This is a genomic window from Aliiglaciecola lipolytica (assembly GCF_018860635.1).
GTDB classification, from domain to species: domain Bacteria; phylum Pseudomonadota; class Gammaproteobacteria; order Enterobacterales; family Alteromonadaceae; genus Aliiglaciecola; species Aliiglaciecola lipolytica_A.
In genome coordinates, this window is sequence record NZ_JAHKPT010000035.1 from 32,326 (window position 1) to 45,213 (window position 12,888).

At 42.7% G+C, this 12,888-nt stretch carries 12 protein-coding genes; 10 read left to right on the forward strand and 2 right to left on the reverse strand.

Annotation, left to right across the window (positions count from 1 at the left end):
• The 7 genes from KO530_RS18070 to KO530_RS18100 are packed head-to-tail and all read left to right on the forward strand — an operon-like array spanning position 1 to position 6,496.
• A complete protein-coding gene (locus KO530_RS18070; RefSeq protein ID WP_216049863.1) occupies positions 1-2,046 on the forward strand; it encodes a heme lyase CcmF/NrfE family subunit in 2,046 nt (681 codons plus the stop codon).
• Positions 2,043-2,615: a DsbE family thiol:disulfide interchange protein gene (locus KO530_RS18075; RefSeq protein WP_216049864.1), complete on the forward strand. Its 573-nt coding sequence runs from the start codon at positions 2,043-2,045 to the stop codon at positions 2,613-2,615. The genes KO530_RS18070 and KO530_RS18075 overlap by 4 nt, the downstream gene beginning before the upstream one ends.
• Positions 2,612-3,052, forward strand: a complete 441-nt coding sequence (locus KO530_RS18080) for a cytochrome c-type biogenesis protein (RefSeq protein ID WP_216049865.1) — start codon at positions 2,612-2,614, stop codon at positions 3,050-3,052. Before KO530_RS18075 ends, KO530_RS18080 begins: the two co-directional genes overlap by 4 nt.
• A complete protein-coding gene (ccmI, locus tag KO530_RS18085) occupies positions 3,045-4,295 on the forward strand; it encodes a c-type cytochrome biogenesis protein CcmI (protein WP_216049866.1) in 1,251 nt (416 codons plus the stop codon). Before KO530_RS18080 ends, ccmI begins: the two co-directional genes overlap by 8 nt.
• On the forward strand, positions 4,295-5,071 hold the full coding sequence (locus KO530_RS18090; RefSeq protein WP_216049867.1) for an MlaA family lipoprotein: 777 nt from the start codon (positions 4,295-4,297) through the stop codon (positions 5,069-5,071). Before ccmI ends, KO530_RS18090 begins: the two co-directional genes overlap by 1 nt.
• Positions 5,072-5,099: 28 nt before the next feature.
• Positions 5,100-5,906 (forward strand): glutamate racemase, encoded by an 807-nt coding sequence (gene murI / locus KO530_RS18095; protein ID WP_216049868.1) that lies wholly within the window; start codon positions 5,100-5,102, stop codon positions 5,904-5,906.
• Positions 5,907-5,911: 5 nt separating this feature from the next.
• Complete coding sequence (locus KO530_RS18100; RefSeq protein WP_216049869.1) at positions 5,912-6,496, forward strand: hypothetical protein; 585 nt, start codon at positions 5,912-5,914, stop codon at positions 6,494-6,496.
• A gap of 24 nt (positions 6,497-6,520) precedes the next feature.
• Here the strand turns inward: KO530_RS18100 and KO530_RS18105 are convergent, their stop codons facing one another.
• The gene (locus KO530_RS18105) at positions 6,521-7,894 is read right to left on the reverse strand and encodes a M28 family peptidase (RefSeq protein WP_216049870.1); all 1,374 of its coding nucleotides are present in this window, start codon (positions 7,892-7,894) and stop codon (positions 6,521-6,523) included.
• 417 nt (positions 7,895-8,311) lie between these two features.
• On the opposite strand from KO530_RS18105, the gene KO530_RS18110 reads away from it, so the two are divergent.
• The 3 genes from KO530_RS18110 to KO530_RS18120 are packed head-to-tail and all read left to right on the forward strand — an operon-like array spanning position 8,312 to position 10,685.
• Complete coding sequence (locus KO530_RS18110) at positions 8,312-9,085, forward strand: gamma-glutamyl-gamma-aminobutyrate hydrolase family protein (RefSeq protein WP_216049871.1); 774 nt, start codon at positions 8,312-8,314, stop codon at positions 9,083-9,085.
• Position 9,086: 1 nt separating this feature from the next.
• Complete coding sequence (locus KO530_RS18115) at positions 9,087-9,746, forward strand: TVP38/TMEM64 family protein (RefSeq protein WP_216049872.1); 660 nt, start codon at positions 9,087-9,089, stop codon at positions 9,744-9,746.
• A 42-nt stretch (positions 9,747-9,788) separates the two neighbouring features.
• Entirely contained in the window at positions 9,789-10,685 is an 897-nt protein-coding gene (locus tag KO530_RS18120) for a histone deacetylase family protein (protein WP_216049873.1), read from the forward strand.
• Between the two features lie 128 nt (positions 10,686-10,813).
• On the opposite strand, the gene KO530_RS18125 is transcribed toward KO530_RS18120, so the two are convergent.
• Positions 10,814-12,841, reverse strand: coding sequence for an NADPH-dependent 2,4-dienoyl-CoA reductase (locus KO530_RS18125; protein ID WP_216049874.1), 2,028 nt, complete (start codon positions 12,839-12,841; stop codon positions 10,814-10,816).
• Between the last annotated feature and the right edge of the window lie 47 nt (positions 12,842-12,888).

The following is a 12,888-nucleotide window of genomic DNA, read 5'->3' on the forward strand; positions in this document are numbered from 1 at the left end:
ATGTTTGCAGAATTAGGACATTTTTCCTTGGTATTGGCCTTACTTATGTCAATACTATTGTCGATTTACCCCATGTGGGGAGCGTACAAAAACCAAAGCCAATACATGGCGTTAGCAAAGCCATTGGCTATTGGTATGTTTGTTTTCACCGCCATCGCTTTTGCGGCATTAATGAATGCGTTTTATACCGATGATTTTAGTATTGCTTATGTGGCGAATCATTCCAACAGCTTACTGCCTTGGTATTACAAACTAACCGCAGTTTGGGGTGGACATGAAGGTTCATTCTTACTTTGGGTGTTGATTTTCTCAGTGTGGACTGTCGCTGTCGCTGTGCTGAGTAACAGTATTCCACAGGCGATGGTGGCGCGAGTGTTATCTATATTGGGAATGGTTGCGGTCGGGTTTTACTTGTTTATTTTGACCGCTTCTAATCCATTTGAAAGTCTTTTACCTTTTTACCCTGTAGATGGACGGGATCTTAACCCTCTTCTTCAAGATTTTGGAATGATTATCCATCCTCCTATGTTGTACATGGGTTATGTAGGATTTTCTGTTGCTTTTGCTTTCGCTATATCAGCGCTCATATCTGGCCAGCTAGATTCTACTTGGGCCCGCTGGTCTCGCCCTTGGACATTAGCAGCTTGGTGTTTTCTGACAGTTGGTATTGCATTGGGTTCGTGGTGGGCGTATTACGAACTAGGCTGGGGTGGCTGGTGGTTCTGGGATCCAGTAGAAAATGCTTCTTTTATGCCTTGGTTAGTGGGCACAGCTTTAGTGCATAGTTTAGCGGTAACTGAAAAGCGTAAGATCTTTAAGTCTTGGACTGTATTGTTAGCTATTTCAGCTTTTTCTCTTAGTTTGTTAGGCACATTCTTAGTCCGTTCTGGCGTGCTGGTGTCTGTGCATTCGTTCGCTAGTGATCCCACTCGAGGTTTGTTCATCCTTGCTATTCTGGGTGTGGTCGTGGGTGGTTCATTAATATTGTACGCCATTAGAGCTCCTCATTTAAAAAGCGTTGGTCGATACGAGTGGTTTTCCCGTGAAGTGATGTTAATGGGCAATAATTTGTTATTAACTGCGGCCACAATTGTGGTGTTAATGGGGACATTATTACCTTTAGTGCATAAAGAGATTGGCTTAGGATCTATCTCAATTGGTGCGCCATTCTTTAACCAAATGTTCACTTACTTGATTGTACCTTTTGTTTTGCTGTTAGCGATGGGGCCGTTGTCTCGATGGAAAAAGCAGTCACCCAAAGCGATTCAAAAACAGCTAATAATTGGTTTTTTAATTAGTGTGTGTGGCGCGCTCTTGATCCAAGCTAGTTATAACCAAATGACATACATGGCCACTTTAGGCTCAATTCTAAGTGTTTGGATTTTGGTTTCCACAGTGCAAGAAATAATGCAGAGAGTTTCATCGGAAAACGACAAAACTCAATCTTCAACAACTTGGCAACGCTTACGCCGTTTAACCCCAAGTCATTGGGGAATGGTAATGGGACACCTAGGTTTTGCTGTGACGTTAATCGGGATTACTTTAGTCAGTAATTACGAGCAAGAAAGAGATGTGCGCATGCACACTGGTGATGTGATTGAAATTAGTGGATACGTTTTCAAATTTACCGGTGTTCGGGATTTAAAGGGCCCCAATTATGTAGGTCATGTGGGTATAGTGGATGTTTATACGGATACGACGTTAACTGAAAAAATCACTCACTTAGAAGCTGAAAAACGCTTTTATCCTGTACAGCGAACAAGCATGACCGAAGCAGGAATTGACAGCGGTATTTCCAGGGATTTATTTGTCGCCTTAGGTGAACAGTTAAATGATGGTGCCTGGGCGGTGAGAATTTACATAAAACCCTTCGTGAATTGGATATGGGCCGGTTCATTGATTATGGGATTCGGTGGCATTTTATCTATTTCAGATAAACGCTATCGGATGGCTAAAGTTGCCAAAGTTAAGGGACGTTTGGCAGCTAAAAAAACCAAAATTGATACCCCTGAAGTGCTCGCGACCAAAACACAAGGACAAGCATGAAAAAGGCATCACTATTTTTAATTCCAGTTACCATGTTTGTGCTGTTATCGGTTTTTTTATTCAAAGGCCTGTACAGCGATCCTCGACAACTGGATTCCACGGTTTTAAACAAACCGGCACCGAATTTTTCATTACCTGATTTAATGAATCCGGATGTGATATACGACCCTAGCATATTTGAAGGCCAAGTGACTTTGATGAACGTGTGGGGTGTTTGGTGCGTAACCTGTGCTGTTGAACTCCCTTATTTAACTGAATTAAGTCAACAGGGGGTGCGTATTATAGGTTTGTACTACGACCAAGATACCGACCCAGATTTTGGGATTAAAAGTATTCCTACCATTCAAAAAGAAGTGGCTGCTAAATTGGCGCAATTGGGCAACCCTTATGAGTTTAATGTCTTTGATGTAAAACGAGATTATTCCTTGGATTTAGGCGTAACTGGTGCACCCGAGACTTTCCTTATTGATAAGCAAGGTGTAATTAGAATGCATCATATTGGTGACATCAATACTCGGGTTTGGCGAAATAAAATTGCACCTCTATACAATGAGTTAATAGCCCAATGAAAAAATTAATCCTGTTATTTGTGTTGTTTACCAGCCCACTTTGGGCGCTGGAAGAAGCCTACATATTTGATGATCCGGTAAAACAAAAAATGTTTTTGGATTTGACCCAAGAACTCCGTTGTCCGCAATGTCAGAATCAAAATATTGCGGATTCTGATGCCATGATTGCCCATGATTTACGCCGAAAAGTGTATGAGTTGCTTAATCAAGGTAAAAGTAGAGACGAAATTGTTGATTTTATGAAGTCGCGCTACGGCGATTTTGTGTCTTACCAACCACCTGTCACTCCATTAACTATTTGGCTATGGGTGTTGCCCGTTATTTTTGTAATAGGTGCTGCGTGGTTTGTATTTACTCAACGCAAAAAACAAGTGAATGATTTTGATGAAGATGTGCTAGCCAAAGCTGATTCGTTATTGGAGAAAGAAGATGAATAGTTACTGGCTGGGTATTGCCATGTTGTCGGCCATAGCAGTAGGGATTTTAATCGTTCCTTGGTTATTGAAACGCAATAGACATCAGCAAGATGTGCTAACTAACACGCAAATTATTAAACAGCGGATGCAAGAACTTAATCGTGAAGTAGATGAAGGATTAATATCTACTGATGACAAAGATATCGCTGTGAAAGAATTAAAGTTAGCGCTAGTCGATGAAACCGTGTCAGGCTCAGACGCTAAGCAAGCGGGCTCTTGGCCCTTGTTTATCGGCATTGTTATTAGCGTAATCTTGTGTGGAACTTTGTATTATAAAAGCAATGAGGTTGGCGATTTACAACATTGGCAAGACGTGAAACAACAGTCATCTGAGTTAGCCAAGCGAATTGTTATTGAAGCTGATCCTAATGTGACCGTTGACGATTTGAATGATTTTAGTTTGGCCATGCGCAGTAAGCTGGTGAGTGCGCCAGATGACTATATTGGTTGGTTATTATTAGGTAGGCTACACGCATCTCTAAATCGTACAGAATCAGCGTTACAGGCCTTTGAAAAGGCCTATTTACTGGCACCGCAACACAGCGGTGTATTATCTAGTTACACTCAAACACTAGTAATGACAGGCGATGAGAATTATATTCGCAAAGCCCAAGGGTTATTAAAAGCAATGGTGATTAATAATCCGCAAGATATGAATGCGATAGGCATGCTAGCTGTGGCATCGAGCCAATTAGGTGATACTCAGCAAGCGTTAGAAAGTTGGCAACAATTGAAATTGATTCTGCCTGCTGATGATCCCATGACCGCTGAAGTTGATAGACGCATCGCTCAATTAAGCGCACAGTCCATGGATGAGTTAGCCGAAACGCAAGTAGATACAACAGGGGCCGCAACGTCAGTTTTAATTACGGTGTCTATCGCCGACGAACTTGTTGCCAAAATACCAGAAAATGCGTTCATCTTTGTATTTGCACAAGATGCTAATGGCTCGGTTAGAATGCCCGCTGCGGTGGTTAAAAATAGATTGTCGGCTTTGCCAATACAGGTCGAGTTATCTGACGCCAATGCAATGATGCCAAGTTTTAAGTTGTCGCAACTTGAAAGCGCACGCTTAGTGGCGCGAATTTCGTTAGATGAAAATGTTGCACAGGCTAAAGGTGAGTTACAAGGAGAAGTAACCATACCACTTCAAGCCGGTGAGAAAATGACACAATCGATAGTGATCGATAAGGAATTGATGTAATGAATCAAAAATTTTGTTTGCTGTTATTAGCAACATTGTTGCTAGGTGGATGTGCATCAAAGCAAGCAGCAAATGAACAAGCACAAAGTGTTGAATACAATGATCCCCGAGACTCATTCGAAGGGTTCAACCGCGCCATGTGGGACTTCAACTATGATGTGCTTGATGCTTATATTTTGCGACCGACAGCTGTTGTATACGTAGACTATATGCCTCAGCCAGCTCGGCGAGGACTGCACAACGCTGCTCTGAATCTAGAAGAACCGTCTAATTCAGTAAATAACTTACTGCAAGGTAAAGTGGGCGGCAGTTTAACCAGTTTAGGACGCTTTGTACTGAACTCAACTGTGGGTGTTTTGGGTCTGTTTGATGTAGCTAAAGAAATTGGCTTAGACAGGCAAGAAGAAGAGTTTGGTGAAGTGTTAGGTAAGTATGGTGTCGGTACTGGGACTTATTTAATGTTACCGGCTTATGGTCCAACTGATCTTCGCTCGTTAACTGGTGACTTTGTCGATTCATCCTACTTTCCGCTGCAAGATTTATCCTTTTACGTAGCGGCAGTGCGAACCGGCATTAAAGTACTTGAAGCTCGCGCTCAATTGATGGAGCAAGAAGGGCAGTTAGATCAATCATTAGACCCGTACGCATTCGTGAAAAACGCTTACTTCCAAAACTTGGAGTTTCGGGTAACAGACGGAAAAGTACCGCAATCTGATTTGAACACTGACCCAGAAGTTGAAAGCGAAAACTTCGAAGACTTTTTAGACGACCTATAGGTTCGTCTTTGTATCGAGAGGGTTACTCTTGCTTAGTATTGCAAGCAATGCTGCGATTGGCGTTTTTGACTCAGGTGTCGGTGGATTATCCATCGCAGCAGCTATCCGTAAAATATTGCCCCATGAAAACATTATTTATGTAGCTGATAGTGCCAATGCTCCCTATGGTGGCAAAGCTGAACACTTTGTATTGCAGCGTTGCCAAGCCATAGTTGAGTTTTTAATGGCGCAACAAGTGAAACTCATTGTGGTTGCTTGTAACACCGCAACTCTTACCTGCATATCCAAATTAAGAGCACTTTATCCCATTGAATTTGTAGGTGTAGAACCTGGAATAAAACCTGCGCTGAATGCAAGTCAGTCCGGCACAATTGGCGTTTTAGCCACCCACAACACCATCAAAAGTCAGCAATATCAGCAATTAGTTGCGCGTTTGAAAAGCCACAACCAGGTGTTATCGCAAGCATGTCATGGTTTAGTGGAAAAAATTGAAGCGGCAGAGTTTGATACCGTCGCTACTCACGAATTAATTAAGCAATACCTATTGCCGCTAATCAATGAGGGAGCCGATCAAATTGTTTTAGGCTGTACTCATTACGGTTTTTTAAGTCCGCAAATTAGTCGTATCGCAGGTGACAAAATTCAATTAATCAACACCAGCGATGCGATTGCTCGACAAACCTTGGCCGTTTTAGAACGCAGTGGAGTAAAAAATAGTAATCAACAAAATGCAAAAACCCTGCTTTATTCCAGTCGCTGCGATGCAGATTTTTTAACTGTATGTCAATTGTTGTGGCCAAATGAAATTGAACAAGTATACAAATTTGAACACTGATAGACATGTTGATATATAGTGAAAATGTTTCTTCTTCTGGGGGCTTAGCTATGCGCATTATGAGTTGTGTTTTGTTGGTTTCTTGGTTGTCAGGGTGTGCCAGTCAAAACACCCCATACCAAGGTGAAAACCTAGTCATACCTTCTATTCAATTACTTAAATCATGGCAATTATTTCAAAAGGAAGATCATACTTACCGCTCTAATATGTGGCAAAAAAAAGGTCAGCGTTGGGCGGATACCTTTGCTGTAAGCATTTATTATCAACAACAAGAAGACTTAGTGCAAAAACGCATTGAGCTGGATGCGCCGGGTAAAATGCACTGCCAAGAGTTTCAATCGATTGACATGCCCCATCCTAAAACCCAAGATGTTTCAGTCAAATATTGGCAGACTCGTTGCCAAGTAAACGGCAAGATGATTGCCCGTATGATTCATTTAATGATGCAGGGCCAAGAAAGTTTTTATCATATTCAGAAGGTGTGGGCATTTGATGTGGATGAATCCGAGTTTTTGTTCTGGAAGCAACAAATGGATGACACATTTTTATGTGATTTGGGGGCGAGCGATAATACTTGCCCCCTGGATTAACGCAGAATTTCTTAGCTAGCCGAATTACTCTCCAAATGCGCCAGCAGCACCTGGGAAGACGATAGGGCTTTCAAAGCCTTGTTTATTTACGCTACTGACCCCAAAAAAATAGTTATCAATGACCACATTTGCCAATGTGAATTCCGACACCTTGCCAACATATCGACTAAATTGCCACTGAGGTGCGTCAGTGTATCGCCAATAAATCTTATAGCCCGCTAGATCGGGCGCCTGTTCAGCTGAAGCAATCTGCCAACTTAGGGTAGTACTAGGTTGTACCGCGCCCTTTATATTGACTTTGGCAGGTGGTGTGGGCGCCCACGCCATACCTGCTAATGAAACGGCATTTAAAGCGGTTAATTTGGCGGCATAGTCAAAATTAACTCCCTCTATGCTATCTCCATACTTGATACCATCTTGGCTACGTAGGTCTTGGTGTTGGCGATGGTAGTTTTCATTCGTTTCCATAATACGCACGCCAGGGTAGCCTAAATCATTAAATGGACGGTGGTGTCCACCGCGGGCAAATCTGTCTAAGCGGTAGATAACCATAGTATCTAAGTTAGGAATGTAACGGTCAGCCATCCAGTCGATGTATCGGGCTAAGTTACGGCTTGGTGAGTCGACTTCGCCACCAGTGAAGCGTCGTGTTCTTGCTTCTTCTGGGGTTTCGGTTTGTCGCGTGCCCTCTGCAAAAATTCGCGCTGTGGTGTTGTTAATGACACCATTGATTCCTGCAATATTGCCAATCATGTCATTGTTCAATACTGCTTTTATTCGCCAACCATTTTGTTGTGCATGCTCAGCTAGAATTTTACCGCCAAACAGCCCTTGTTCTTCTCCTGCAAGCGCAGCATAAACGATAGAGCCATTAAATTTGTATTGGGATAATACCCGAGCAGCTTCCAAGGTTCCGGCAATGCCTGACGCATTATCATTTGCACCAGGGGAGTCTGATGTAAAATCCATCACATCTGAGACTCTTGAATCAATATCACCAGACATTATTACGTACCTATCGGGATCTGTTTGACCGCGCTGAATGGCAATAACACTCACTACCTCTGTGGCATTCGGAATGCGTTTTTCGCCACTTATGGTCTTTGACTGAAAATAAACTTCCAAGCAGCCACCGCATTGGGATGAAATTTTGTCAAATTCAGCTTTTATCCAACGCCTCGCTGCACCGATTCCGCGAGTATCTGATTGGGTCTGTGATAGCGTATGGCGAGTTCCAAAATTTACCAAAGTGCGTATATCATTTTCGATATTTTGCGCGGATATTTGTGCCGCAATGTCATGTAATTTTTGTTGATCTTGATATTCCACATTCCCATGGGCGTATGCAGAAGTTAGGCTTGATAAAAACAAACAGAAAACTAGTCTAGAAAGGGTCATGTCAACCTCTTGTTATTTAAAGTGTGCGGCCAAAGGCCACCTAGATCGTACCTTGCTATTAAAACCATAAATCCATCTAAATTAAATCATTAATCGTTGAACAGCCTAAATAATCATCCAGAAACTCTGCAATAGCGCAGCATTACAATTCATAGAAAAAATACATTTACGTTTGAAATTAATTCACGTTGCAAACAAAGGAAATCAATAATCAGTTCAATATTTTTAATGGGTTTATTTTTTAACTACATGATTTTACTGAGGTTAGCTTGCCTTTAACAGAGGAGGCGAAAGTGGTTCAGTCTTTGCTGATTAACTCTCAATAAGTGCTACTTAAATTGGAATAAATGACTTTGAAAATCCTGATACCTAGTTTGACAACCTATCGAATTGCTTTTTTTAGCCGGGGACGGACTTATGGCTAGTGATAACAAACCTTCGATTGCGATAACGGGGCCAAATAGTTCTGGTTTAACTGCGTGGCTATTCACTGCTTTGAACGTACGTCTAGCGGGAGGTTTACCGGTTCGAGTTACACCGGCAACATTCAGCGGAAAAATTGATTATGACGGCATCATCATCGGTGGTGGTTCAGACATTCACCCGGATAATTATGTTGCTCAACAAGTTCCTAAAGTCAAACGTTCAGGATGGTTAAGAATAAAAGAAGCTTTGATGTATCCGATGGAGTGGTTAAGCCGCTTCTCAGCAACAAAGTACGACAAAGAACGCGATGCAATGGAACAAGAGTTTATTGATTATGCGATGCAGCAAGACAAACCTATCTTAGGAATTTGCAGGGGACACCAACTGCTCAATGCAGAGCTAGGTGGCAGCATGTATCAATCAACACTGCCGTTGTTGCAGAAGAAAATGCGCATACGAAGCCCATTTCCTCGCAAAAAAGTTATTTATACTAAAGACAATTCCCTTATCAGTGACATTGCTGGCGATGATCCCCTCAAAGTGAACGCTATCCATTCTCAAGCGATTGCCGAGCCTGCGGATAGCTTGGAAGTGACAGCAAAAGAAAAAGCCGGCATTAATCAGGTTATCGAAAGCAAAGATAGTGACAAGGTGCTTGGGGTGCAGTGGCATCCGGAATATTTGTTTTATATGAAAGCGCACAGAAGCATTTTCCAATGGCTAGTTGAACAGGCCAGACATACAAACAACAAAGAGGATTGCTAAGATGAAAAAAAGTAATGGGATTAAATTAGCGTCGGTTGTTTTTATTTTAGCCGCGCTTACAGCAGCATACTTTTTGACACCTTTAGGGGACTATTTGAGTATCGACAAGATCACTGATTTAACCAGTAGTGTGCCGCAAAACTTCGCGACTGCGTTGATTTTTCTGGGGATCTTTTTTATTGGTGGAAGTTTACTCATTCCAATCCCACTAATGGCGTTTGCGGTTGGTTTGGTTTTTAATATTTGGATAAGTTTATTGATTTGCATACCGGGTTTTTTATTGGCAAGTTTGAGCGGCTATGGCGTCGGTAAATTTATCGGTGTGGAAGTGTTTGGCGAAAAAATCAGTAATAGTTTAGACAAAGTTAAAAATAAAATGGATGATAAAGGTGCTTGGGCTGTTCTTGCACTAAGGTTAGCACCCACTCCTCCGTTTACTGTCACAAGTATCATTGGGGGCTCTTTAGATATCAATATCTGGAAGTACGCATTTGGTTCTACAGTAGGTATTATGCCCTTAGGTTTAAGTGCGGTATTTTTTGGAGAGGGCGCGCTACAGATGATGAAAGAGCCATCTGGCTTGGCCGCCACATCAATTGTTGCTGCCATTATTCTATTCATTGTATATCGAGTGATGGTGAATAAGCAGACTGAGCAGTAAAATTCAAACTGCGCTTAGGTTAACTTTATATATTGGACGTCTATGATCCCACTGGTATTCCACCCTATTTATTCAATTCTAGATTTACCAGTTAGACACCGATTTCCGATTCAAAAGTATCAGGAAATTTATACAGCGTTACGTCAAGTTGGTGTATCTGAATCTTGCTTTCATCAACCTCAAGCTGTCAATGTTGAAAGTTTAAAATCGGTTTTAAACCCCTTATATGTGCAGCAACTAACTACCGGCACCCTTGATGCTAAAGCAATGCGGCGAATTGGGTTTCCTTGGTCAGAACAATTGATTAAACGCACTCTGACCGCCGTTGGCGGCACTATCTTAACCAGTCAACTTGCGTTAGACGCAGGCAAGGCAATAAACCTAACAGGTGGTTATCATCACGCGTTCGCCAATTTTGGCTCAGGTTTCTGCATGGTCAATGATTTGTATCTAAGTGCACTAAATATGCTGCAACATCCAGATGTAGATCGGGTTTTGATATTTGATTGTGATGTGCACCAAGGCGATGGCACTGCAAAATTGGCGGAACGAAATGCCAATGTTAAAACTGTCTCTATTCATGGCGAAAAGAACTTTCCCCATCGAAAACAAGTTTCGGATTACGATTTTCCATTGCCTAAAGGAACAACAGATGCTGAGTACTTAGACACTGTCGACTGTGCTTTAAATCTTGCGCTTAACAGTTTCCAACCTGATGCCGTGATTTATGACGCTGGGGTGGATGTGCATGAAAACGATGATTTAGGGCATTTGTGTATCAGCACCCAAGGTGTGTATACCCGAGATAAGTTAGTTTTCGACCTGTGTGAACAAAAAGGGCTTCCCGTTGCCGCTGTCATTGGCGGCGGATATCAGCGAGATATCGATGCCTTAGTCAAAGTGCATTTACAGTTATTCAAGGCCGCTGGAGTTTATTGAGCCTGCTCTTGCTCCCGTTGCACGGCCTAGATATCAATAGAGCGCGGGGCTAAAGCACCCACCTACAAGGTTAGCAATTCAATTGCCTGTGTGTAGCATGGGCTTTTGCCCATGGGAAAATGCTGAATTTATATAGCAGCGGCTAGCTCTGCTCCTTGTCTAATTGCACGTTTGGCATCGAGCTCTGCCGCAACATCTGCACCACCAATCACATGGACTGTCATTCCCGCTGCTAACAAACTTTCTTCTAAATCACGGAATGGCAACTGACCAGCACAAATTATAATGTTGTCGACTGCCAAAAGTTTAGGTTTGTCGCCAATCTTGATATGAAACCCTTGGTCGTCAATTTTTTCATAGCTCACTGAATTGATCATATTGACGTTGTGATGGGCAAGGGAAGTGCGGTGGATCCATCCGGTTGTTTTACCTAAATTCGCACCAACTTTTGATTCCTTACGTTGCAGTAAATAAACCTCCTTATCTGTTGGCGTGATCTGGGGCGGCATTAACGCGCCCGGATTCGCATAACTTTTATCAATTCCCCAGTGAGTCAGCCATTTATCCAAATCAGTGGTTAGATGTTCGTGTTCTACTAAGTATTCAGCCACATCAAAACCAATACCTCCAGCACCAACAATAGCCACTCGTTTGCCTACCGATTTGTGATCTCGCAGCACATCTAAATAACTCATGACACTAGGATGATCGATACCAGGAATGTCTATCTGACGGGGTTTGATGCCAGTAGCCATGATTATTTCATTAAAGCCTTGCTCCTTTAACATCACTGCATTAGCCGTTGTATTGAGATGCAATTTCACCCCTAAAACTTCAATTTTGCGTGCGTAATAGCGCAGTGTTTCGTAAAACTCTTCTTTACCAGGAATTTGTTTAGCGTAATTGAATTGACCGCCAATCTGTGCGGATTTTTCAAATAAATGCACCTGATGACCGCGCTCTGCGGCATAAGTGGCAAAGGCTAGGCCGGCAGGTCCTGCGCCAACAACCGCAAGTTTTTTAGGTTCTGCCACGGTTTTAAAAATCAGTTCTGTCTCATAGCAGGCTTGGGGATTAACTAAGCAGCTAGCCCTTTTTTGTGCAAAGGCATGGTCCAAACAAGCTTGGTTGCAAGCTATACAGGTATTGATTTGATCGGATTCATTGCGCATAGCTTTAGCCACAAAGTCAGGATCGGCTAAAAATGGTCTGGCCATAGACACCATATCTGCATCACCATCGGCTAACACTGCTTCTGCAACCTCTGGTGTATTGATTCTGTTAGTGGTGATAAGTGGGATGCTGACCTCGGATTTTAGGCGTTTTGTCACCCAAGTGAATGCCGCTCTTGGAACTGAAGTTGAAATTGTGGGGATTCGTGCTTCGTGCCAACCAATTCCGGTATTGATTAGTGTTGCTCCGGCTTTTTCAATTTCCTTGGCTAAATACACCACCTCTTCCCAAGGAGCCCCGCCTTCGACTAAATCAATCATTGAAAGTCGATATATAATGATGAAGTTTTCCCCCACTTTTTGACGAGTTTGCTTTACGGTCTCGATAGCCAAACGGGCCCTATTTTCGAGACTTCCACCCCATTCATCGTCGCGATGATTGGTGCGTTCACAGAAAAACTGGTTTATCAGGTATCCTTCAGAGCCCATAATCTCAACGCCATCATAACCTGCTAATTGCGCGTAACTGGCACAATTGGCGTAATCCTTAATGGTGTTGTACACACCTTTTGAGGAAAGTGAGCGAGGTTTGAATGGTGAAATAGGGGCTTTCACTGCTGAGGCCGATACATTCAACGGATGGTAACCATAACGACCTGAATGCAATATTTGCATACAAATTTTTCCGCCGTGGGCGTGCACAGCATCGGTCACGACTTTATGTTTTTTAGCGTGCCGGCGGCTGCTCATCCGTCCTGCAAATGGGGCGAGCCAACCCGCTATGTTAGGACTCACACCGCCTGTCACTATTAATCCAACTCCCCCCTCAGCGCGCTTGGCGTAAAATGCCGCTAGTTTCTCAAAACCGCCTTTTTCTTCCTCAAGTCCAAGGTGCATTGAACCCATTAACGTTCGATTTTTTAATGTGGTGAAACCAAGATCTAACGGGGTTAATAAATGTGGAAATAGTGAGGGTGTTGTCATATCTTTGTCCTTAATTCTTATTCGCCAAGAGTAGAACGCATATTGCT